The sequence below is a fragment of the Wenyingzhuangia sp. IMCC45467 genome, from assembly GCF_054111205.1.
On the sequence record NZ_CM134196.1, the window covers coordinates 1890200 to 1912896 of the forward strand.

Annotated in this window: 21 protein-coding genes and 1 pseudogene; 15 read left to right on the forward strand and 7 right to left on the reverse strand. The window is 31.4% G+C overall.

The window, feature by feature from the left end; all coding sequences use genetic code 11:
• Positions 1–141 precede the first annotated feature (141 nt).
• Positions 142–1197 carry a substrate-binding domain-containing protein gene (locus tag ACXGQT_RS08095; RefSeq protein ID WP_457828096.1) on the forward strand — a complete coding sequence of 352 codons (1056 nt, stop codon included), beginning with the start codon at positions 142–144 and terminating at the stop codon, positions 1195–1197.
• Positions 1198–1207: 10 nt separating this feature from the next.
• Here ACXGQT_RS08095 and ACXGQT_RS08100 read toward each other — a convergent pair whose 3' ends face one another.
• The 4 genes from ACXGQT_RS08100 to ACXGQT_RS08115 all read right to left on the reverse strand — a co-directional run bounded on the left by ACXGQT_RS08100 (position 1208) and on the right by ACXGQT_RS08115 (position 6533).
• Positions 1208–1849: a sugar-binding protein gene (locus tag ACXGQT_RS08100; protein ID WP_457828097.1), complete on the reverse strand. Its 642-nt coding sequence runs from the start codon at positions 1847–1849 to the stop codon at positions 1208–1210.
• Between the two features lie 149 nt (positions 1850–1998).
• On the reverse strand, positions 1999–2913 hold the full coding sequence (locus tag ACXGQT_RS08105) for a manganese-dependent inorganic pyrophosphatase (protein ID WP_457828098.1): 915 nt from the start codon (positions 2911–2913) through the stop codon (positions 1999–2001).
• A gap of 56 nt (positions 2914–2969) precedes the next feature.
• Positions 2970–5483 carry a DUF5686 family protein gene (locus tag ACXGQT_RS08110; protein ID WP_457828099.1) on the reverse strand — a complete coding sequence of 838 codons (2514 nt, stop codon included), beginning with the start codon at positions 5481–5483 and terminating at the stop codon, positions 2970–2972.
• 69 nt (positions 5484–5552) lie between these two features.
• A complete protein-coding gene (locus ACXGQT_RS08115; RefSeq protein ID WP_457828100.1) occupies positions 5553–6533 on the reverse strand; it encodes a pyruvate dehydrogenase complex E1 component subunit beta in 981 nt (326 codons plus the stop codon).
• 142 nt (positions 6534–6675) lie between these two features.
• On the opposite strand from ACXGQT_RS08115, the gene ACXGQT_RS08120 reads away from it, so the two are divergent.
• The 12 genes and pseudogenes from ACXGQT_RS08120 (at position 6676) to ACXGQT_RS08175 (ending at position 19559) form a co-directional block, all read left to right on the forward strand.
• Positions 6676–7422 carry an electron transfer flavoprotein subunit beta/FixA family protein gene (locus tag ACXGQT_RS08120; protein WP_457828101.1) on the forward strand — a complete coding sequence of 249 codons (747 nt, stop codon included), beginning with the start codon at positions 6676–6678 and terminating at the stop codon, positions 7420–7422.
• Positions 7423–7470: 48 nt separating this feature from the next.
• Entirely contained in the window at positions 7471–8430 is a 960-nt protein-coding gene (locus tag ACXGQT_RS08125) for an electron transfer flavoprotein subunit alpha/FixB family protein (protein WP_457828102.1), read from the forward strand.
• A gap of 17 nt (positions 8431–8447) precedes the next feature.
• Entirely contained in the window at positions 8448–9080 is a 633-nt protein-coding gene (locus tag ACXGQT_RS08130; protein ID WP_457828103.1) for a bifunctional nuclease domain-containing protein, read from the forward strand.
• Positions 9081–9172: 92 nt separating this feature from the next.
• Positions 9173–9997 carry a thymidylate synthase gene (locus ACXGQT_RS08135; protein ID WP_457828104.1) on the forward strand — a complete coding sequence of 275 codons (825 nt, stop codon included), beginning with the start codon at positions 9173–9175 and terminating at the stop codon, positions 9995–9997.
• Positions 9998–10074: 77 nt separating this feature from the next.
• The gene (locus tag ACXGQT_RS08140) at positions 10075–10977 is read left to right on the forward strand and encodes a hypothetical protein (protein ID WP_457828105.1); all 903 of its coding nucleotides are present in this window, start codon (positions 10075–10077) and stop codon (positions 10975–10977) included.
• A gap of 57 nt (positions 10978–11034) precedes the next feature.
• On the forward strand, positions 11035–11520 hold the full coding sequence (locus ACXGQT_RS08145) for a dihydrofolate reductase (protein WP_457828106.1): 486 nt from the start codon (positions 11035–11037) through the stop codon (positions 11518–11520).
• Positions 11521–11572: 52 nt separating this feature from the next.
• A pseudogene (locus ACXGQT_RS08150) lies at positions 11573–11899 on the forward strand (carboxypeptidase-like regulatory domain-containing protein); the annotation flags it as partial.
• Between the two features lie 87 nt (positions 11900–11986).
• Positions 11987–13978: a TonB-dependent receptor domain-containing protein gene (locus ACXGQT_RS08155; RefSeq protein WP_457830807.1), complete on the forward strand. Its 1992-nt coding sequence runs from the start codon at positions 11987–11989 to the stop codon at positions 13976–13978.
• Positions 13979–14069: 91 nt separating this feature from the next.
• The gene (gene htpG, locus ACXGQT_RS08160) at positions 14070–15980 is read left to right on the forward strand and encodes a molecular chaperone HtpG (protein WP_457828107.1); all 1911 of its coding nucleotides are present in this window, start codon (positions 14070–14072) and stop codon (positions 15978–15980) included.
• 160 nt (positions 15981–16140) lie between these two features.
• Positions 16141–16950: an HAD family hydrolase gene (locus ACXGQT_RS08165; protein ID WP_457828108.1), complete on the forward strand. Its 810-nt coding sequence runs from the start codon at positions 16141–16143 to the stop codon at positions 16948–16950.
• 159 nt (positions 16951–17109) lie between these two features.
• The gene (locus ACXGQT_RS08170) at positions 17110–18795 is read left to right on the forward strand and encodes a solute:sodium symporter family transporter (protein ID WP_457828109.1); all 1686 of its coding nucleotides are present in this window, start codon (positions 17110–17112) and stop codon (positions 18793–18795) included.
• Positions 18796–18869: 74 nt separating this feature from the next.
• Positions 18870–19559: a DUF4369 domain-containing protein gene (locus ACXGQT_RS08175; protein ID WP_457828110.1), complete on the forward strand. Its 690-nt coding sequence runs from the start codon at positions 18870–18872 to the stop codon at positions 19557–19559.
• Here the strand turns inward: ACXGQT_RS08175 and ACXGQT_RS08180 are convergent.
• On the reverse strand, positions 19549–20004 hold the full coding sequence (locus ACXGQT_RS08180; protein ID WP_457828111.1) for a DUF4442 domain-containing protein: 456 nt from the start codon (positions 20002–20004) through the stop codon (positions 19549–19551). The genes ACXGQT_RS08175 and ACXGQT_RS08180 overlap by 11 nt on opposite strands.
• A gap of 58 nt (positions 20005–20062) precedes the next feature.
• Here ACXGQT_RS08180 and ACXGQT_RS08185 point away from each other — a divergent pair, with 58 nt between their 5' ends.
• A complete protein-coding gene (locus ACXGQT_RS08185; protein ID WP_457828112.1) occupies positions 20063–20413 on the forward strand; it encodes a DUF4870 domain-containing protein in 351 nt (116 codons plus the stop codon).
• A 2-nt stretch (positions 20414–20415) separates the two neighbouring features.
• On the opposite strand, the gene gldA is transcribed toward ACXGQT_RS08185, so the two are convergent.
• Positions 20416–21309, reverse strand: a complete 894-nt coding sequence (gene gldA / locus ACXGQT_RS08190; protein ID WP_457828113.1) for a gliding motility-associated ABC transporter ATP-binding subunit GldA — start codon at positions 21307–21309, stop codon at positions 20416–20418.
• 84 nt (positions 21310–21393) lie between these two features.
• On the opposite strand from gldA, the gene lipB reads away from it, so the two are divergent.
• Positions 21394–22098, forward strand: a complete 705-nt coding sequence (lipB, locus tag ACXGQT_RS08195; protein ID WP_457830808.1) for a lipoyl(octanoyl) transferase LipB — start codon at positions 21394–21396, stop codon at positions 22096–22098.
• Here lipB and ACXGQT_RS08200 read toward each other — a convergent pair.
• Positions 22091–22696, reverse strand: a complete 606-nt coding sequence (locus ACXGQT_RS08200) for a ribonuclease HII (protein ID WP_457828114.1) — start codon at positions 22694–22696, stop codon at positions 22091–22093. The genes lipB and ACXGQT_RS08200 overlap by 8 nt on opposite strands.
• Position 22697 lies beyond the last annotated feature (1 nt).

The window sequence follows — 22697 nt, forward strand, 5'->3', positions numbered from 1 at the left end:
AAACAAAGAAAAAACACTAAAAATGTGCTCGAACACACTAAAAAAAGTGTTCGAGCACACTAATTCGTGTTCTCGAGCACAAATTATATATGTTTTCGTACACATAAAACTGATAAAAGGTATTTTTTATATCTTTACCAAATGAGAAAAAAATATACTATTAAGGATATTGCAGAACTTGCTGGGGTTTCTAAAGGAACTGTTGATCGTGTGATTCATAAAAGAGGAAAGGTTTCTGAGAAAGCGCTTAATGATGTAAATAAAATATTAGCCGAAATTGATTACAAACCCAATTTAATAGCTCGTAATTTAAAAAACAGCAAAGTATATAGTATATGTGTGTTACTGCCTGATTACAACCTAGACAATTATTGGTTAGCTTGTAAAGAAGGAATTTCTTTGGTTAAAAGCGAGTTTGCTTCTTTTGATATAGACATAAAAACAATCTTATACCGCCCTAAAGATGTAGTCTCTTTTATAAGTAAAAGCAATGATATTATTAATCTAAAACCCGATGCCGTTTTAATGGTTCCTTTGTTTAGAAAAGAATCAGAAGTCATTATAAACTCATTAGCGGAGCAAGATATTACAGTAAGTATAATTAACAACAACATTCCAAACAATCATGTTTTTAATTTTGTAGGACAGGATCTTGTAAAAAGCGGGAGAATTGCAGCAAAACTTTTTGACTTGATTTTAAACAAAGGAAAAGTTGCTATTTTACATATTGGAACTAATTTTAAAAACGCCACTTATTTTCAAGAGAAAGAAAAAGGATTTAAAGAGTTTATAAAACAAAGCAATACTGCAATAGAAACGGTAACAATTACGTACACTTCAGAAGATTTAGAGAAAAATTTAATTGATTTTTTACAAAAAAATCAAGATGTTAAAGGAGTGTTTGTTACCAACTCTAAAACTTATAAAGTAGGTAAAGTATTTAACAAACATAATATTAACCATATAAAATTAATTGGTTATGATTTATTAGAAGAAAACATACATTATTTAAACAACAACACAATACAGTTTTTAATTCATCAAAACGCTAAACACCAAACATTTTTGGGATTATCTAACTTAATAGAACATTTTATTTTTAGTAAAAAAGCTCCAAAACAAAATTTACTTCCTATTAATATTATCAATTCAGAAAACTTAGAGTCTTATACACAAAAAAAAGCTGTTTACGAATAAACAGCAGTTTTTAATTTTCTAACAACCAAAACTCTCCAAAAGAGCTAGCTATATGAAAATTTGGTTCTTTTGTTTTAGGATCTACCCAAGTAAACCAAGTAGGTTCATAGCCTTTCCTTGGCTGTTCCGTATATTTTGCTCTATAAACTCCTATTTGTAATTTATTATCTTTTAACAGATTTAATTCTTTTAATGATTTAATACTAATTACTCCTTCAACTATATACTCATCATGATATGTGTTTGATTTTATTTGAATGTCATTTTCTGGCCATTTCCAATCAAAATTAAAAGCTTTATTAGGCATGGCTTTAAAATCCATTATGCGTGGGGTTGGATCTATTTCTAAGCAATAATATGGAGATAATTTTTCATCTTTTCTAAAAAACAATTCAACCCTATCGGAGTTATTAATGCTAGCTTTAGAATTATCTTTTAGATCTCTATACACACTCGTTTCAGGAACAACAAACGAAAAATAAAAATTTTCATCATCCCAAAGTGCTCTAAAAAGCGTTTTATCATTAAACTCATCATTCCATGGAGATTGTAATCCATCTATTGTATTGGCTTGATGCCACAATACATGATTGGAGTTTCCTGTTATTTTTAATTTATTTACTCTTATTTTATTTACCTGATAAACTTTCATACATCTTCTATTTACTACATCAAAAAAACACTTATTTATTTATACCATAGAGGGGTATATTACCATAATACACGTGGTAAAATGTTCTAAAAACAAAAAACCTAACTTTTACAAGTTAGGCTTTGATGATAAATATTATTACAGCAAACTTACAGCACTGGTATAATTTGTTTTTTACGAGATACTACTCCTGGTAACACTACTAAGTCTGAAGTTACTGTTGCTTTAAACTTAGATTCAGCCACCAATTTAACGGCATCATTAGGCACAAATAAAGTAGCTTCTTCTTTTAAAATATCTATAACAAACAACAAAACATCATCTAATTCTTCTTTAGATTTTATGTCTTGCATGCTATTAAAAATAGAATCTTTTCTTTCTAAAACAATATTTGGAGCTGTAGTTTCTAACACCGAAACTCTGTATTTATTACCACTAGCTTCGTACTTTTTACTATCCATTTTAATCAACTCTTCGTCAGAGAAAGCAGAAATATCAGATTTTGCTTCAAACATTTTTGTAGCATATTCTGTAATATTAATATCTAACTTTTTTGCCAAATGTTGAGCCATTACTTTATCATCCTCCGTAGTTGTTGGACTTCTAAACTCCAAACTATCAGATAAAATACAAGACAACATTAAACCAGCAATATCATTTGGCATGTCTTGAACCTCATCTGGCCCCATTAACAAATACATTACCGATGCTGTAGAGGTTAAAGGTTTTATAGTTATATCAATAGGTTCAGCAGTTTGAATTCCACCAACCAACTTATGATGATCTATAATTTGAAGTATTTTTGATTCATTGATATTTTCAAACAATTCGTCAATATTATTGGTATCTACAATCACTACCTGATCCTCACTATTAATTTCAGTTAGCAAAGCAGGAATTTCTACTTTCCAATAATCTAATACAAATTTTGTTTCGGTATTTAAAGGACCTAAAACATAAGGATTTGCCTCAATCCCTTGTTTACCTAAATACCATGCCCATACAATTGCAGATGCAGTTGCATCAGTATCAGGGGACCTATGTCCAAAAATTTTTAATGCCATATTTAATTCATTGTTTTTTTTCAGAGCACAAAAATACAAATAAAAATATGCATATGTTAAAAAGTAAAACCGAAAGAGCCTTTTATCCCAAACTTATTCGCATTTGGATGATGTAAGTAACTCCCTCTCCAATAAAAATCTAATCTAAAAACTTTAAGAATATTGTCAATCCCTGCATTATATTCATAATAAACCTGACTAGGAGCAATGGTTTTAGCATCTAAGTTTAAAAAAGATAATGATTGAAAAGCTGGCAAATTCCTATCAATATTTGCTTGCGAAATAGTTCCATAAACACCTTTAATTCCAACAACTTCACGTAAGTTTAACTTTCTTAAAAAAGGAATTTTACCAAAAACACGTCCATTAAAATTATGCTCTAAGTGCATAGATGCATAGGTATCTGTAACAAATTCATAATAATTTAGCAGGCCAAAAGTATTTTGAATATTAAAGAAGGATTGATTTCCTGGCACAATATTTAACAAACCTAAAGAAGCTTCTCCAAATGTTTTTCCAACCTCAATAGTAGTTGTTGTTCTACCAATAGAACCTATATAAAATGGTTGTTTGTAATACATTTGTAATTTCTGATAATCAAAATCACTATTAAACAAAGCTCCAAACCCATTGGCATAACTTAAATAAAATACAGGAAAATTATCATTTACATTTTTTCGCTCTACTCCGTTACCAAAAACTTTTCTTCCAGGAGTGTATTTAACTGCAAAACCCAATTCTGTTTGCTGGGTTTCTTGTTGTAAGTTGCCATATTCATCAAAATAAGCCATGCTAAAAGCGTTAGATGCAGACTTTAAGTTTCTTTGAACAAAATTGATTTCAAAATTAATATTATCAACAGGCTCAGCACTAAAAAACACATTGGTCAATTTTACATCCGTTAACAAATTTGATGCTCCAGCAGAAAACAATCCTGAACTAGCAAAACTCCTTCCTAAAACATCGGTACTAGTTGTTAAACCTGCTCCTGTTTGCTCAACATCATCTCTATGCCCAATTCCAAAAATCAATCTATTTTGCTTGTCAAACATATATTTATAAGACAAACCAAACTTTACTCGTTGGTCTTTAAAACCATAAGCAGTATAACCTTGCAGCCTCCACATATCGTTTATACCAAAATAAGTTCTTCCACCTACCCTAATTCTAATCCCCTCTACATCATTAAAATCAAAAGTTGAAAACACAGGACCGTAATCAAAGTTAGGAAACTCAACATATCCTGTTGCTAAAATCACCCCTAAATTGTATATCCGTTTAAATTTTGGAACTGTTTTTAAAGTATCTAACATTGTGTAAATACCTTGTTCGTTTTTGTCTAACTTTTCTAACCTATGATTTTTCCAGTAACTTGGTGGAGCATTATAAATACTATCTTCAAAAATGTCTGATTTTTCTTTGTAAAAACTTTCTTTTTTAGGGTTGTTAAAACTATAGGAATCAAAATAAGTAGTCCTTTTTCCAAAAACTCCCATAGATGATTTTTTCTTTCGAAGACTAAAATCAGCCATCATATAATCTCTTTCGGGCAGAATAACAGAATCATTTTCTACCTTATAGTCACGCTCTAAAAACACCTCTTTTATCCAGTTTATATTAGCACTTTTAGACACCTGCATACTAATATCTTTAACTGCAAAAGTGGTATCTGCAATCCACATATCTCCCTTAAAAGTTAATTCATTTTTACGAATAGGGTAATAAATAATGTTATAACACCATTTACCTGATATAGTAGCACTGTCTGCTAACACATAATTATAGGTGTTTACTCCTGATTTACCAACAGGGCTGGTAAAACTTTTTCCAAACAAACGAATATAATCATCGTAAATATCATAATCTACATATAAATCTTTTATATAAGTTGTAACCCCTTCTCCAGCTCCGATTCCTGAATTTTTATTTGCCACCAAATCTTCTCTAACAGATTTTTTATCTCCTTCATTTTTCCCATAAACATTATAAACAGATTCATTTATATATACAGGCAAAAAGTTTTTTCCTGAAACCTTAGAAGTATCTATTTGATTAAACACAAACTCCATTCCTTTAAATATTTTTTGCTCTGTAAAAGAGGAGTCTATATTATTTAAATCAAACTGAATTTTCTCATATTTTTCGTACTGATAATTCGGAAACATTCTAAGTCCATTGCTCTTTTTTCTAGCCCAAACTTTTTCTAACAAAGCAATGGCCGGATTCCCTTTTTTAGGTACTCTACCGGTAACAATTGTTACTGCTTGTAATTGATTAGAGCTTTCTTTTAAAACAATTTTAAAATATTGATTTTGCTTTTCAATACGTAATACTGTTTTCTCAAAACCTACATAACTTGCTTGCAACTCTGTATATGTTTTGGGAGATGATAAATAGAAAGCACCATCTTCATCTGACACTGTACCTACTGTTGAGTTTTTAAAAATTACACTTGCAAACGCTAGTGGATTTCCATCAACATCAACTACTACTCCTTTTACTTTAGATTGACTAAAAGTTAACAAAGAGATTAGTAAAAAAACAATATTTATTAGGGGCTTATGTATCATATGAATAAAAAAATTCCTTTCTCAAAAGTAAGAAAGGAATTTATAATAAGTTATGTTGTTTCGCAGAAATTACTTTACATATAAAGTTGCTTTTACAGCATCTATTACATCCTGAGCATTTGGCAACCATTCTTCCATTAAAACTGGAGAATATGCTGCTGGAGTATCTGCTGTATTAATTCTTTGAATTGGAGCATCTAAATAATCAAAAGCTTGCTCTTGTACTCTATAAGCAATTTCAGTTGCAACTGAACCAAACGGCCAAGCTTCTTCTAAAATCACCAAACGATTTGTTTTTTTAACTGACTCTAAAATAGCCTTTGTATCCATTGGACGAACAGTACGTAAATCAATAATTTCAATAGAAATTCCTTCTTTTTCTAAAATCTCAGCTGCTTTATAAGCCTCTTTGATAATTTTTCCGAAAGAAACTACAGTTACATCGGTACCTTTTCTTTTCACATCAGCAACTCCTAAAGGAATAATATATTCTCCTTCTGGCACTTCACCTTTGTCTCCATACATTTGCTCAGACTCCATAAAAATAACTGGATCGTTATCTCTAATAGCTGCTTTTAACAATCCTTTTGCATCATATGGATTAGAAGGTACTACCACTTTTAATCCTGGAGTATTTGCAAACCAGTTTTCAAAAGCTTGAGAGTGAGTAGCTCCTAACTGCCCTGCAGATGCAGTAGGCCCTCTAAATACAATAGGACATGGAAATTGCCCTCCAGACATTTGTCTAATTTTTGCTGCGTTGTTTATGATTTGATCAATACCAACCAATGCAAAATTGAAAGTCATATACTCTACAATTGGTCTGTTACCAGTCATAGTAGAACCTACGGCAATACCACCAAAACCTAATTCAGCAATGGGTGCATCAATTACACGTTTGTCTCCAAACTCATCTAACATTCCTTTAGAAGCTTTATATGCTCCGTTATATTCAGCAACCTCTTCTCCAATCAAATAAACGCTTTCATCTAAACGCATTTCTTCGCTCATTGCCTCACAGATTGCCTCTCTAAATTGTATAGTTTTCATGTATTCTATTTTATTTAAACGTTCACAAAAATAACAAAAACGCATCCATATTTTCTAATATTAAAACAAAATATTTACAAAATTTAATTTACATTAGCTTTTACTTATTTAGAAATATATATAAATAGATAAACTTCTCAATATGAAAATATTAGTTTGTATAAGTCACGTTCCAGATACTACTTCTAAAATCAATTTCACAAGTGATTCGACAGAATTTGATACAAATGGGGTACAATTTGTTATAAATCCTTATGATGAATTCGCTTTAACAAGAGCCATCTGGTTTCAAGAAAAACAAGGAGCAAAAGTTACTGTAGTAAATGTAGGAGATGCAAGTACAGAGCCTACTTTAAGAAAAGCATTGGCTATTGGAGCCGACGAAGCAATTCGTATTGATGCAAAACCTACCGATGGTTTTTATGTAGCTCAACAACTTGCCGAAGTATTTAGAAATGGAGAATATGATTTAATTTTAACAGGTAAAGAATCTATTGATTACAATGGAGGAATGGTTCCTGGTTTACTTGCTTCTTTCTTAGATATTGATTATATTAATGCTTGTATAGGTTTAGAAGTTGATGGAGATTCTGTAAAAGCATCTAGAGAAATAGATGGAGGAACTGAAACTTTAAATGCTAAATTACCTATTGTAATTGCAGGGCAAAAAGGATTGGTAGAGGAAAAAGACCTTAAAATTCCTAATATGAGAGGAATTATGATGGCTCGTAAAAAACCATTAACTGTTGTTGCTGCTATAGAAAGCACAACCACCACTCAGATAACAAGCTTTGAAAAAAGTGCAGACAAGAGTGCATGTAAAATGGTTGATGCCGATAATTTAGACGAGCTAATCAACTTACTTCACAACGAAGCAAAAGTAATTTAATTTAAAAACCTTGTGCCTTAAAAAATAGGCAACTAAAAACATACAAACATGTCTGTATTAGTATACGCTGAAAATAGCGAAGGAAAATTTAAGAAAACTGCTTTAGAAGTAGTTTCTTACGGAAAAGCAGTTGCCAAACAATTAGGTACTGAATTAACAGTAATTACAATTAATGCTGCACAACCAGAAGAATTACAAAACTATGGAGCTAACAAAATATTAAATGTTTCTGACGATAGTTTTGTTTTTAACGCAAAAATATTTGCTGGTGTTATTACCGAAGCTGCTTTTACAAGCAACACAAATATTATTATAATTAGCAGCAGCAACGATGGAAAATATCTTGCTCCATTAGTAGCAGCTAAATTTAATGCTGGCTACGCTTCTAACGTAGTAGCCGCTCCAAGCAACACAAGTCCTTTTACCGTAAAACGTAAAGCTTTTTCTAACAAGGCATTTAGCAACATTGTTATAACTGCCGATAGTAAAGTAATTGGATTGGCTAAAAACTCTTTTGAAATAAAAGAAGACCCTACCACTGCAGAGATTGAGCAATTTTCTCCAGCATTATTATCAACAACAGTAACATCAGAATCTATAGACAAAGCTTCTGGTAAAATTGCTATTGCCGATGCTGATATTGTCGTTTCTGGAGGTAGAGGATTAAAAGCTGCAGAAAACTTTAAAATGATTGAAGATTTAGCAGACGTTTTAGGGGCTGCAACAGCATGTTCTAAACCTGTTTCTGACATGGGATGGAGACCACACGGAGAACACGTAGGACAAACAGGAAAACCTGTAGCGGCTAATTTATATATTGCCGTAGCCATTTCTGGAGCCATTCAACATTTAGCAGGAGTTAACGCTTCTAAAACAAAAGTAGTCATTAACACAGATCCTGAAGCTCCATTCTTTAAAGCAGCAGATTATGGAATTGTAGGAGATGCCTTTGAAGTAGTTCCCCAGTTAATTGAAAAATTAAAAGCATTTAAAGCAGAAAACGCATAATAGTTTAAAAATAAAGCATGAGTTTAGTACAATTAGACATCAAAGGAATATCCTACAGCCAAACCCAAACAGGTGCATATGCCTTAGTCTTAAGTGAGGTAAATGGTGAAAGAACCCTTCCGATTGTAATAGGTGCTTTTGAAGCTCAATCTATTGCCATTGCATTAGAAAGTGAAATTACACCGCCAAGACCCCTAACTCATGATTTATTTAAAACATTTGCAGAATCTTATAATGTTCGTGTAAAAGAAGTCATTATTCATAAATTGGTAGACGGAGTTTTTTTTTCTAGCATGATTTGTATTCAAAATGATGAAGAAAAAGTTTTTGATGCCAGAACTTCAGATGCCATTGCTTTGGCCATTCGTTTTAACACCCCCATTTACACCTATCAAAACATATTAGACAAAGCCGGAATTATTCTAAAACAAGAAGATTTTGCTGATTCTGAACAAAATGAGGATGATCATCAAATAGAAGAGGAAGATGATGAAATTACTGATTTATTAAATAGTGCTACCCCTGAAGAGGCTAATAAAGTGTATCAAAATATTTCTACACAAGAATTAGAAAAAAAATTAAACAGCGCTATTGAAAAAGAAGATTACGAAACAGCTGCCAAAATTAGAGATGAACTTAATAAAAGATAATTTGTTAATAATGTCTTTATAAAATATTAAAAGTCGGTACCTAGCGTATCGACTTTTTTCTATTTTTACATCACTCATACACATCATTTATCATGAAACAATATTTAGATTTAATCAAACACATTCAAGAAAACGGAGTCCAAAAAGGAGACCGTACAGGTACAGGAACTAAAAGTGTTTTTGGTTATCAAATGCGTTTTGATTTATCTGAAGGTTTCCCTATGGTTACCACAAAAAAATTACATTTAAAATCTATTATTCACGAATTACTTTGGTTTTTAAAAGGAGATACAAATATTCAATATTTAAAAGATCATAATGTAAAAATATGGGATGCTTGGGCTGATGAAAATGGAGATTTAGGCCCTGTATATGGTCACCAATGGCGTAATTGGAATAGCGAAGAAATTGATCAAATATCTGAACTGATTGAAACCTTAAAAAACAATCCAAACAGTAGACGTATGGTGGTTTCTGCATGGAATCCTAGCGTATTACCAAACACCAGTATTTCTTTTTCAGAAAACGTTGCTAACAATAAAGCTGCACTACCTCCATGCCACGCTTTCTTTCAATTTTACGTTGCTGAGGGTAAATTGTCTTGTCAATTATACCAACGTAGTGCCGATGTATTTTTAGGAGTTCCTTTTAACATTGCCTCTTATGCTTTGTTAGTTTTAATGATTGCTCAAGTTGTTGGACTTGAACCTGGTGAATTTATTCACACTTTTGGTGATGCACATATTTATAACAATCATTTTGAACAAATAGCGTTACAGTTAAGTAGAGACCCTAAACCTTTACCTAAAATGATTTTAAATCCAGAAGTAAAAAATATTTTTGATTTTACTTATGAAGATTTTACGTTGGTAGACTACAATCCACATCCTTTAATTAAAGGAAAAGTATCTGTTTAAAAAATTCATAAATGAAACTTCTTCAACTTTTTACAATATTGAGCTTATGTATTGCTTGCAAAAGTAAAAACCAAGTAGTGAATACTATTGCAAAAGAACACGAAGAGCTACCCTTATTAACCAACGATAGTATTGAGAAGTTTCTTGAAATTGATAAAAAAATAGTAGACAAGGTAGAAGATCACACTAGTTTTTCTAACCCATTTACAGAACATTTTAGAAAACATATCTCAAACAGAGCTCTAAAAAGTGTACAATTTAAAGAATGGAGAAGACAAGTTTATATTGAATTCTCCATCAATAACAGAAAACAAATTACCTATATAGATACCAATACCTCTAGTAAGAAGCTAGACAAACAATTAAAAAAAGCTTTTCATAAGTTAGACTTTAACTTGTTTGAGTTTCCTGAATACGACTCCAGATACAAATATACTTTGGTTGTTATTCAAGAAGACTACAAAGGAGAACCTATTATAAAGTGTAGTGAAAAAGTAATTGGCTACACTCCTCCTGTTTTTGAAATTTGTAACAAAGAAACCACATACCAAGGGCTTAATAACTGTAATTATATATACATTTCTAATTACATGTACAACAAACTAGATCTTACCTTGGCTACCAAAAAAGACATTGATTATAAACACAGAATACTTCCTAAATTTATAATTGATGAAAAAGGAAAAGTAATTGCTGCCAAAATAGAATCGCAAAACAAAGAGTTGATAGAAAACTATTACAAAACCCTTAAAACTTTACCAAAAGCAGAGAGTCCGGCAAAAATAAACGGAGAACCTTATTACTTTGGTTATACATTTCCATCTACCATTGCCAATTTGGTTAGAAATAATGAAGGCTTTAAAAAATACTTCTTATATGAAAAAGACAACGGTAAAACCATGTCCGAAAACATTAAGAATTATATTCAAATGGAAATCCTTAAAAAAGAAAGAGAAAAAATTTACCGTGTAGGTTTTTAAAATTCTATCCTAAAAACCATAAAAACCTATTATATTGCAGCCGATTAAAAAAAGAATATGATTACAATCATTGCTGCTATAGGAGACAACAACGAATTAGGAAAAAACAACGATTTAATTTGGCATTTACCTGCTGATTTAAAAAGGTTTAAAAAAGTTACGACTGGTCACCATATTATTATGGGACGTAAAACATACGAATCTATAGGTAAACCTTTACCCAATAGAACCACCATTATTATTAGCAGAAACACCAACTACAAAGCAGAAGGATGTATTACCACTCACTCTCTTAAAAGTGCCATTGAAATTGCCAAAAATGATGACAATGCCTTTGTTATTGGAGGTGCTAAAATATATTCTGATGCAATCCACTTAGTTGATGAACTTGACATTTGTGAAGTACATCAATCTTTTGATGCAGATGTTTACTTTCCCGAAATTGATAAAAATATTTGGAAAGAAACAAAAAGAAAAAAATTTAAGTCAGACGAAAAGAACATTTACGACTACAGTTTTGTAAAATATAAAAGAAGGAATTAAACCTTTATTAATTTCTTCGGTCTAAATATACCAACCGCGAGAAATAATCAACATGAATAGAATTTTATTAGTACTTACCCTATTTACACAAATTGCTTTTTCACAAACAGATAAAAATATCATTTCAGGTGTTATTATTAACAAAAACACCAAAGATCCGGTACCTTATGTAACTGTATATGCAAAAAATGGATCTGAAATTAAAACCAATTTATCTGATGAATTAGGAGCATTTAGTCTTCAGAACCTTAGTGATAAAACCTATAATTTAACCATTGAAGCCATTGGTTACAAAACCATAAATAAAACAATTAATTTTAACGGCAAGAATTATATTGATCTAAAAAAAATTCTTTTAGAAGAAAATGTAGAAGCTTTAGATGCTGTAGTTCTTAGAGCAGAAACATCAACCGTTACTCAAAAAATTGATAGACTTGTTATTAATGTAGGTAAAGATTTAACTTCTGTGGGAGTTGCTGCTGCAGATGTTTTAAACAATGTACAATCTGTTTCTGTAGACCAACAAACAGGGGAACTTTCATTAAGAGGAAACACCAATGTTAGAGTATTAATTGATGGAAAACCTACCAACATTCCTACAGATCAATTACTACAACAAATTCCCTCAAGTGCCATTAAAAATATTGAGCTAATTACCAATCCATCTGCCAAATACAATCCAGAAGGAAATAGTGGAATTATTAATATAGAATTGGTTAAAAACACACAACTAGGTGCAAATGGTAGTGTAAGTTTAAATAGCCAATATGGTAGAAATTTTAGACATACTGCAGGTGTTAACCTTAATTACAAAACCAAAAACGTTAACTTTTACGGAAACTATAATATTAATGATGGTAAAAAAAATACTCAAGGTAGTTTAGAACGTAAAAGTCCAACAACCAATTATCAAGACATTGACGGAAATGATGATTTTACCAATCAACTTTTTAAGGTTGGAGCTGATATTGATATCACTAAAAAAACAAGTATTGGTATTTCTACCTCTCAAAGTTTTGTTGATTTAGATTACCAAAACAACACTAAAATATCAAATACAAAAAATGCTCCTTTGCTAAGTGACAATCAATTTACCTTTACCAGAAAACCAAGAAACCAAAGTTACAATGCTGGTATTTATCAACAATTTGGAGAAAACAAAGACCATAAATTAAGTCTTGAAGGAATGTACAGTAAAAATGCTCAACCCGAAGATAGCCAATGGGAAGACACTTTAGACCCTGACCCATCAACGAACCCAAGTAGCAATTACACAGAAGAAATTGCCAATAATAACGATTTAACTTTAATCAACTTAGACTATACTTTTCCGTTTGCAAAAGATAGTTATATTGAAACGGGCTTATCTCTTAGAGAAGAAAATACAGATAATTATAATAATTCTACTCAAGAAGTATCGGACAGTAACAATCAAGATGTAACAAGAGGTTTATCAAACTTTACTTATGGTAGAAAAATTTATGCTGCCTATTTTAACTACAAACAACAGTTTAATGCTTTAGGAATCCAGGCTGGTTTAAGAGCAGAATCCTATAACATTGAAGGAGATTTTCATACAGATGTAGACAATCAAGACAGCAGTATTCAACAAAAAGTAAATTCTTTGTACCCATCTTTTTTTGCTACTTATGAGCTGAATGATGATAACCAGCTACAATTTAGTTATTCTCGTAGAGTAGACAGACCTTCTATTAGACAAGTCACCCCTATACGTTCATGGGGAACACCACTTACAACCTCTAGAGGAAATCCAGACTTAAAGCAAGAATTCACCAATTCTTTAGAAGTAAGATACAATCGTGAAGTGGAAATTGGTAGTTTATCTGCAACCGCATTTTTTAGAAACACCAAAGACAATATTAGCCGTACCGTATCGGTAGACCCAACAATGCCAGACAGGGCTGTTTTATCTTATGATAATTTTGATGATACCAATAGCTATGGTTTTGAATTGGCTGCTTATTTACGTATTATTAACTGGTGGCGTTTAAATGCTAGTACAGATTTCTACACTCGTAAAATAAAAGGTTTTGTGGCAAATCAAAATAGAACTGTTACCAACAATCGTTTTAACTTTAGAGCTAATAACACTTTTACTGCTACAGACAAATTATCTATACAGCTATCGGCAATGTATAGAGGAGCTAGTGAAAGCTTACAAAGAGTTAGAAAACCAATGTACCAAGTAAGTACAGGAGCTAGCTATAAAGTATTAAAAGACAAAGGAATCATTTCTTTAGGGGTTTCTGATATTTTTAACACTTTTGGTGTAAAATTTAGTTCTGATGCTCCTTTTGAACAAGACGGGGAGTTTAAATGGGAAACACGTAAAATAACACTTGGGTTTGTTTATAACTTTGGTATCAAACCTAAAGAAAGAGAAAATGGTAGACAAGACCACGGCCAAGAAGGAGATGGTGGTGGAGATATGTTCTAACCACTGACATCCTGTCATTTTTGTTCTTTTGGTACTCTATTTGTTTAAAGCTAAACACAGTTTTTAAACAAATAACATAAATATACTTATTATGGCTAAAGGAAACATTAATGTATCGGTAGAGAATATCTTTCCGTTAATTAAAAAGTTTTTATACTCTGACCACGAAATCTTTTTACGTGAATTAATTTCTAACGGAACAGATGCAACATTAAAATTACAACACTTAATCACTATTGGTGAAGCTGATGGTGTTGAATTAGGAGATGCTAAATTAGAAGTAAAGATTGATAAAGAAGGAAAAAAAATCCATATTATCGATCAAGGTTTAGGAATGACAGAAGATGAGGTTGAAAAATACATCAACCAAATTGCCTTTTCTGGAGCTGAAGAATTTATTGAGAAATACAAAGACAAAGTAGAAGATTCTGGAATTATTGGTCACTTTGGATTAGGGTTCTACTCTGCTTTTATGGTAGCTAGCAAAGTAGAATTAATCACAAAATCTTACAAAGATGCTCCTGCTGTAAAATGGTCTTGTGATGGTTCTCCAAATTACGAATTAGAAGAAGTTGAAAAAGCCGAAAGAGGAACTGAAATTATTTTACATATTGCAGAAGATTCTTTAGACTTTTTAGAAGAATCTAAAATTTCTGGATTGCTTACTAAGTACAACCGCTTTAACCAAGTACCTATTAAATTTGGGACTAAAAAAGTGAACGACCCTAACTTTGAACCAAAAGTTGTAAAAAAAGAAGACGGTACCGAAGAAAAAGAACCTCACAAACAAATTGATGTAGATAACATTATTAACAACACAAATCCTGCTTGGACTAAAAAGCCATCAGATTTAGAAGGTGATGATTATAAAAACTTCTATCGTGAATTGTATCCAATGCAATTTGAAGAGCCTTTGTTTAACATTCACTTAAACGTAGACTACCCATTTAACTTAACAGGTATTTTATACTTTCCTAAGTTGTCTAAAAACATGGACATGCAAAAGGATAGAATTCAATTATACCAAAACCAAGTTTTTGTAACAGACAATGTAGAAGGAATTGTACCTGATTTCTTACAAATGTTAAAAGGGGTGATTGATTCTCCTGACATTCCATTAAACGTATCTCGTTCTTACTTACAAGCCGATGGTGCTGTTAAAAAGATTTCTGGATACATCACTAAAAAAATTGCGGATAAGTTAAGTTCTATCTACAAAAAAGATAGAGAAGCTTTTGAAGGATACTGGGATGACATCAAAGTAATTATTGAGTACGGAATGTTATCTGACGAAAAATTCTTTGACAAAGCTAAAAAGTTTGCACTATATCCAACTACGGACGGAAGCTACTTAACTATTGATGAAATTAAAGAGCAATTTAAAGATGCTCAGACTGACAAAGATGGTAAATTAGTAGTTTTATATGCAGCTAACAAACAAGCACAACACAGTTTTATTCAATCTGCAAACGACAAAGGATACAAAGTATTATTATTAGACTCTCCAATTGTTTCTCACTTAATTCAAAAATTAGAGCAAACTAACGAGAACGTAACTTTTGTACGTGTAGATGCTGACCATATTGATAATTTAATTAAGAAAGACGACAATGTTATTTCTAAATTATCTGATGAGGAAAAAGACAAGTTAAAGCCAATTATTGAAGCAGCTGTACCTAAAGAAAACTATACTGTGCAGTTAGAAGCTATGGACTCTAACGCTTCTCCATTTATAATTACCGTTCCAGAATTTATGCGTAGAATGAAAGAAATGAGTGCTACTGGAGGTGGTGGAATGTTTGGAATGGAAAACATGCCAGAAATGTACAACTTGGTAGTTAATACAAACAACGAATTGGTTGCTGATATTTTAAATGCTGATGAAGAAAAGCAACAAGGATTAATTTCTCAAGCTTTTGACTTGGCTAAATTGTCTCAAAACTTATTACATGGTGAAGATTTAACCAAATTTATCAAACGTAGTTATGAGTTAATCAAATAATATTTTTGATTAAACACAAGCTCAACATACACAAAACAGCCTTTATCTTATAATTTGATAAAGGCTGTTTTTTATTACCCCTATTTTGGCATTATTTACTTTTCATTCTTCATTATTCAATCAAAAAGTTATTTTTGTTTTATCTCAAAATAGATGATATATGGAAATTAAAATTGCTTTTACCGATATTGATGGAACTTTATTAAACTCAGAACGCGAAGTCTCTGAAATGTTAAAAGAACAAGTTGATAGAATTACAGAACAAGGAGTTCCTTTTATTCTAATATCTTCTCGCATGCCAAGTGCTATGACTCATATTCAAAAAGATTTAAACATAGAAGACTTACCATTAATTTGTTATAACGGTGGTTTGGTTTTGGTGGATGGAGAAGTTGTTGACGATATTTCTATTGCTCCAACCATTTTAGAGGATATTCTTGAGCTAAACAAGGATAACAAGTTCCATATCAGCCTATATAATCATGACGACTGGTATGTTCCTGCTATGGATTTTTGGGCAAAAAGAGAAGAAAACAACACCAAAGTAACTCCAATAGTTAAACCAACTAAGGAGGTAATTGATTTATGGATTCGTGAAGAAAAAGGAGCTCATAAAGTAATGTGTATGGGAGACAAAGAACATATGGATTATTTGTATTCTGAATTAGGAAAACTTCACGGTGACAAATTACACTTATACAGATCTAAAGACACTTATATAGAAATTGCTAATAAAAACATCTCTAAACTTACAGGGATTAAAGAATTATTGGCTTGTAAATACCCGCATTTAACTCTTGATAACTGTATTGCTTTTGGAGATAATTATAATGATATTGAAATGTTAGAAGCAGTAAAAATTGGAGTTGCCGTTGGAAACGCAAAGGAAGAAGTTTTGTTAATTTCTGATGCTGTATCAGACACCAACAAAAAAGACGGTGTAGCCAAAGCAATTAAAAACTTTATCTAAAACCTTTTTTGAGTACAGCCCCAACCAGTGGTAAAAAATCATCGAAATTGGTATGTTTTTCATCACTAATACAAAAAAAAAATTATAATGACATTATACAATGTTAAAATCACTAATTTGGCCGCCTATAAAAAAAACTTAATTTAAACTAACTCAATTATGATTTTATCAATTGCATCATTTTTAGGCTTTACCCTATTAGTAGCCTTAATTGCATGGCTTGCAACAAGAAAAAATGTAAACTCCTCTGACGGATATTTCTTAGGAGGAAGAAGTCTAACTGGACCTGTAATTGCAGGTTCTTTATTATTAACCAACTTATCTACTGAACAAATTGTAGGACTAAACGGGGCTGCTTTTGAAGAAGGAGTTGTTGTAATAGCTTGGGAAACTTTGGCAGCAATTGCCATGGTACTTACTGCCATGTTCTTATTGCCTAGATATTTAAAAGGAGGAATTACCACTGTACCTCAATTCCTAGAAAATAGATACGATAAGATGACCAAATCTTGGGTTTCAGGATTGTTCTTAAGTGGATATGTAGTAGTTTTATTACCTATTGTATTATATTCTGGAGCTTTAGCTGTAAACACCATGTTTGATGTTCCAGCCGCTTTAGGGTTAATTATTCCCGAAGATGTAGCCAGCACCTTAAGTGCTACTGAATTGTTAGATGCTCAAAGAGAACTAGATTTTATTGCTCTTTGGCCTACCGTAATTGCTATTGCTTTTATTGGAGTTATTTATGCTGTTTTTGGAGGATTAAAAGCCGTAGCAGTTTCAGACTCTATCAATGCAATTGGACTTTTAATTGGTGGATTAGCCATTCCTTTATTTGGATTGATCGCCATTGGTAACGGTTCTGCTATGACAGGAATAGACAACCTATTTACAGAGTTTCCAGGAAAGTTTAATGCTATAGGTAGCTCAACAGCATCAGTTCCTTTTGCCACTATCTTTACAGGTTTAATGTTGGTACAAATGTTTTATTGGGGAACCAATCAAGCAATTATACAAAGAGCATTAGGTGCAAAAAACTTAGCAGAAGGTCAAAAAGGATTATTAATTGCATCTTTCTTAAAAATACTAGGTCCTTTAATGTTGGTACTACCAGGAATTATCGCTTTTTATATGTCTCAACATCCAGAGTCATTTGATTTCTTTGCAGGAGGAGATAGCATTTACAAAGATCAAGCTTATCCTTTATTGGTAAAACAAGTATTACCTGCTGGAATGGTTGGTTTTTTTGCTGCTGTTTTATTTGGAGCTATTTTAAGTTCTTTTAACGGAGCTTTAAATTCATCAGTAACTATTTTTGGTTTAGATATTTACAAAGCACATATAAACACTGAAGCTTCTGAGGCTAAAGTTGTAAAAGTGGGACAAACTTTTGGTGTTTTCTTAGCTATTGGAGGGGTTTGTATTGCTCCTTTCTTAATTTATGCAAAAGGAGGTTTATTTAACTATTTACAAGAAATTAACGGATGTTACTCTATTCCTATCTTTACGATTATTGTAGTAGGATATGTAACAAAACGTGTACCTGCCATTGCTGCTAAAGTTGGATTGGTTTCTGGTGTAGTTTTATATACCATTAGTCAATTTATATTAAAACCAATGGTTGTAGAATCTGGAGGTACCTACCCTCACTTTTTACATGTAATGGCTATTTTATTTGTATTAAATATTGTTATTATGTTAATCATTGGTAAAATGAAACCAAGAGCAACAGATTTTGTACAAGAATACACAGAACAGGTAGACATTACTCCTTGGAAATATTTAAAACCTGTGAGTATTGTTGTGTTAATTATTGTTATTTCAACATACATCTACTTTAGTTAATTCACTAAAAAAAATCATATATTTGTAAGCCCACTACTCCTTTTGTAGTGGGCTTATTTATTTAAACTACCAACATGAAAAACTTTCTATACTTAATAACAGTCATTATCTTTTGTGCGAGTTGTACAGAAAAAAAACAAGGAAATTTTAATATCCAAGGTAAAATTATTGGGTTAAAGAAAGGAACTATTTACCTAGAAAAAATTGATATTGACAGTACTCAAATACTAGATTCTGTAAGTGTAAATAATGGAACAGAAACCTTTACTTTTTCAGAAGACATCAAAGAAGCAAATCTTTTTTCTATTTCACTAGACAAGTCTTTAACAAGAAAAATATTATTTTTTAGTGAGCCTGGAAACATTAGTATAGAAACAGAATTGAACAAATTTATATCTAAAGCTAAAATTACAGGATCTGTTCAGCAAGATTTGTTAAACAAACATGATGAGTATACCAAACAAATTCAATATCAAAACCTTGACATTATTAAAGAAAAATTCATTGCTCAAAAAGAAGGAGCATTGGATAAAATAGCAGAACTAGATAATAAATACAATCAAAATTTAAAAAGAATTTACTTGTTTTCCGCTAACTATGCCATTAATAACGGTAGTAATGCCGTAGCTCCATATATTGCAATTTCTAGAATGGACAATGCTACTCCAAAGCTAAAAAAACAAATATATGATGCTTTAACTCCAGAAGTTAAAGAAAGTAAATATGGATTGTTGTTAAAAAAGGAATTAGACATTACCCTTTAACTTTAATACTCCAAGAAAACTCAAATCTAGCAACCTCATCACCTTGTTCATCAACACCAATGCTATTTAAAGTAAAAGCAACCCCCTCTTTGGTGGCAATAGCTGTGTTGATGTGATTCTTAATTTCTATACCGTTTTTACAAGTAAAGTGAATTTTCCCTACTGCTTTTTTGGTAAACTGAGCATTCATACCTACTACCAAGGTAGAAAATTTGGTATTGCTCTCTTGTGTTTGTTTTAGCACCAAGGTACCTGTAGACAATTCTGCAGCCATGGCCAATACAGCAAAGTAAATAGATCTAAAAGGGTTTTGATTGATCCACTTAAACTTCACCTTTGCCACAGAAACACTATCATTTAAAGTTACCAACCTAACTCCACAAATATAGGCTGAGGGTAGTTTGAATAAAATAAATCTATTAAATTGTTTTACAGTAAGTTTCATAGTATATTTATCAATAAGGAAAAGATACACAAATAATATTCAAAAAAACAAAGTTATGATGGATGCACGCACAGAAAAAACGTTAGCTATGGTTTTACACTTATCAGCTTTTTTAAGTAGTTTTTTTCCCATTGTTGTTCCATTGGTTATATGGCTTTTAAAAAAAGATGAAAGTCAATTTATAAACGAACACGGAAAATCGGCCTTAAACTTTCAATTAACCATGTTAATTATCGGTGCTGGTGCTGTAGTCTTTTCATTATTTACTTTTGGTATAGGAGCTTTTCTTATGATACCATTGGCTATTATACTCGGAGTATTGTCTATTATTTTTGTAGTAATTGCTACTATTAATGCAAGTGGTGGTCAATTGTACAAATACCCTATTAGTTTAGAACTGATTAAATAACACTAAACAGTAGCTTCTTTAAACAAACTTTCTAAAGTTTTATTTTTAGTATTCATTTGTAATATTTTTAATCCCTGTTCTTGAGCAAAATCAAAAATTTTAGAACGCTGATCTTCTTGAATATTAAAAGTTAATTCCCATTCGTTATCATGATAATTATTCCATTCAAAAAGATTAGGAATTTTTTGTATGAATTGTTCTTCTATTTTAAAATCAAATTCAACTTGAATTACTTGTTGTTGCCCTGCTTTTAAACTTGATAATTTTTCATCTATCTTTAAATTTCCTTTGTTGATGATGATTACTCTATCGCAAACCGCTTCTACTTCTTGCATAATATGAGTAGAAAACAGCACTGTTTTTTCTTTCCCAATTTCTTTAATTAAATCTCTAATTTCTAAAATTTGATTAGGATCTAAACCTGTGGTAGGTTCGTCTAAAATCAACACTTTTGGATTGTGAATTAATGCTGCTGCCAATCCTACTCTTTGTTGATATCCTTTAGATAATTGATGTATTTTTTTTGATGCTTCTGGAGTTAATCCCGTTTTAACAATTACTTTGTCTATTTCTATTTTATCAACTTTATGAATATTTGCAATAAATCTTAAATATTCTTTTACAAACATATCTTTATACAAAGGATTGTGCTCTGGCAAATAGCCTATATGTTTATTCGTTTCTTTTTTATTTGGAATTACAGCAAGTTCATTAATATAAAGTTCCCCTTCTGTTGGTGTTAAAAAACCAGTTAACATTTTCATTAAAGTTGATTTTCCCGCACCATTTGGCCCTAAAAACCCTACAACTTCTCCTTTATTAACCTCAAAACTTAAATTATTTAAAGCAATTTGATCTCCGTATTTTTTTGAAACATGAACAACCTTAATAGACATCTTCTTTCCTTTTATAAAGTTAAAGGTAGTAATTCTAAAAAATTAGTAGTGCATAATTCAATGAATATTCAGAAATTAGCAGAAATGAAAAACAAGCTAGTTACCTACCAAAATATTGGTAAAAAAGGATACAAAGAAACTTGGGATTATCAAGACCAGTTGTTTCAAGAAATCATTCAATCTAAAATGGATAACAGGAGGAATAACACAGAAATTCCGACTAAAAATTATTTTATTTTTGTAGAACATCCTCATGTATACACTTTAGGAAAAAGCGGTGATATTTCTAATTTATTACTAAACGAAAAACAATTAGAAGCCAAAGGAGCTACCTTTTATAAAAGTAACAGAGGTGGGGATATTACTTATCACGGTCCTGGACAAATTGTAGGCTACCCTATTATTGATTTAGACAACTTTTTTACTGATATCCATAAATACTTACGTTTTTTAGAAGAAGCGGTTATTTTAACATTAGCAGAGTACGGAATAAAATCTGACAGAAGTTCTGGTGAAACTGGTGTTTGGTTAGATGTTGGAACCCCTTTTGCTAGAAAAATATGTGCCATGGGTGTTCGCAGCAGTCGTTGGGTAACCATGCACGGATTTGCTTTAAATGTAAATGTAGATTTGGGTTATTTTGATAACATTATCCCTTGTGGAATTAAAGGTAAAGCCGTGACTTCTATGGAAGCTGAACTAGGTAAAAAAACAGACATTAAAGAAGTTCAGGAAAAGTTATTACACCACTTAGGAAAACTTTTTGAGTGGGAATTAACAACTACTTAAACAATTCTAACTGTTCATCTGGCAATAATTTAAATGTTTGCCTGTGATGTTTACAACTCCCAACTTCTCTAATAGCTTGTCTATGCTCTTTGGTGGGATATCCTTTGTTTTTTTTCCAATTATAAGCAGGAAAATCATCGTGAATTTTTTCCATGTATAAATCCCTATACGTTTTTGCTAAAACAGATGCTGCTGCTATAGACAAATATTTACCATCACCCTTAACAATAGTTTCACTAGGTATATTTTTATAGTGTCTAAACTTATTTCCATCAACAATAATAAATGTTGGTTTTATTTTAAGCTCATCAATAGCCCTATGCATAGCAGTAATTGAAGCTTGTAAAATATTTATTTCATCTATTTCTTGTTGAAACACAAAAGAAACTCCAAAAGCAATTGCTTCTTTTTCTATAATAGGCAACAATAGTTTTCGTTGCTTTTCCGTTAACTTTTTAGAATCGTTTAATAATGGATGTTCAAAATTATTGGGTAAAATTACTGCTGCTGCAACCACAGGACCAGACAAACAACCTCTACCTGCCTCATCTGTTCCAGCTTCTAAACTATGTCCTGAAAAATTTAATGCTAATGCCATA

What these genes read in the sequence shown, in the direction of transcription:
- gldA (WP_457828113.1), bottom strand. Translation starts at nt 21,309, where the DNA reads ATGTCTATTAAGGTTGTTCATGTTTCAAAAAAATACGGAGATCAAATT.
- ACXGQT_RS08185 (WP_457828112.1), top strand. Translation starts at nt 20,063, where the DNA reads ATGGATGCACGCACAGAAAAAACGTTAGCTATGGTTTTACACTTATCA.
- ACXGQT_RS08170 (WP_457828109.1), top strand. Translation starts at nt 17,110, where the DNA reads ATGATTTTATCAATTGCATCATTTTTAGGCTTTACCCTATTAGTAGCC.
- ACXGQT_RS08130 (WP_457828103.1), top strand. Translation starts at nt 8,448, where the DNA reads ATGAGTTTAGTACAATTAGACATCAAAGGAATATCCTACAGCCAAACC.
- ACXGQT_RS08115 (WP_457828100.1), bottom strand. Translation starts at nt 6,533, where the DNA reads ATGAAAACTATACAATTTAGAGAGGCAATCTGTGAGGCAATGAGCGAA.
- htpG (WP_457828107.1), top strand. Translation starts at nt 14,070, where the DNA reads ATGGCTAAAGGAAACATTAATGTATCGGTAGAGAATATCTTTCCGTTA.
- ACXGQT_RS08165 (WP_457828108.1), top strand. Translation starts at nt 16,141, where the DNA reads ATGGAAATTAAAATTGCTTTTACCGATATTGATGGAACTTTATTAAAC.
- ACXGQT_RS08100 (WP_457828097.1), bottom strand. Translation starts at nt 1,849, where the DNA reads ATGAAAGTTTATCAGGTAAATAAAATAAGAGTAAATAAATTAAAAATA.
- ACXGQT_RS08095 (WP_457828096.1), top strand. Translation starts at nt 142, where the DNA reads ATGAGAAAAAAATATACTATTAAGGATATTGCAGAACTTGCTGGGGTT.
- ACXGQT_RS08105 (WP_457828098.1), bottom strand. Translation starts at nt 2,913, where the DNA reads ATGGCATTAAAAATTTTTGGACATAGGTCCCCTGATACTGATGCAACT.
- ACXGQT_RS08200 (WP_457828114.1), bottom strand. Translation starts at nt 22,696, where the DNA reads ATGGCATTAGCATTAAATTTTTCAGGACATAGTTTAGAAGCTGGAACA.
- ACXGQT_RS08110 (WP_457828099.1), bottom strand. Translation starts at nt 5,483, where the DNA reads ATGATACATAAGCCCCTAATAAATATTGTTTTTTTACTAATCTCTTTG.
- ACXGQT_RS08180 (WP_457828111.1), bottom strand. Translation starts at nt 20,004, where the DNA reads ATGAAACTTACTGTAAAACAATTTAATAGATTTATTTTATTCAAACTA.
- ACXGQT_RS08175 (WP_457828110.1), top strand. Translation starts at nt 18,870, where the DNA reads ATGAAAAACTTTCTATACTTAATAACAGTCATTATCTTTTGTGCGAGT.
- ACXGQT_RS08145 (WP_457828106.1), top strand. Translation starts at nt 11,035, where the DNA reads ATGATTACAATCATTGCTGCTATAGGAGACAACAACGAATTAGGAAAA.
- lipB (WP_457830808.1), top strand. Translation starts at nt 21,394, where the DNA reads ATGAAAAACAAGCTAGTTACCTACCAAAATATTGGTAAAAAAGGATAC.
- ACXGQT_RS08135 (WP_457828104.1), top strand. Translation starts at nt 9,173, where the DNA reads ATGAAACAATATTTAGATTTAATCAAACACATTCAAGAAAACGGAGTC.
- ACXGQT_RS08120 (WP_457828101.1), top strand. Translation starts at nt 6,676, where the DNA reads ATGAAAATATTAGTTTGTATAAGTCACGTTCCAGATACTACTTCTAAA.
- ACXGQT_RS08125 (WP_457828102.1), top strand. Translation starts at nt 7,471, where the DNA reads ATGTCTGTATTAGTATACGCTGAAAATAGCGAAGGAAAATTTAAGAAA.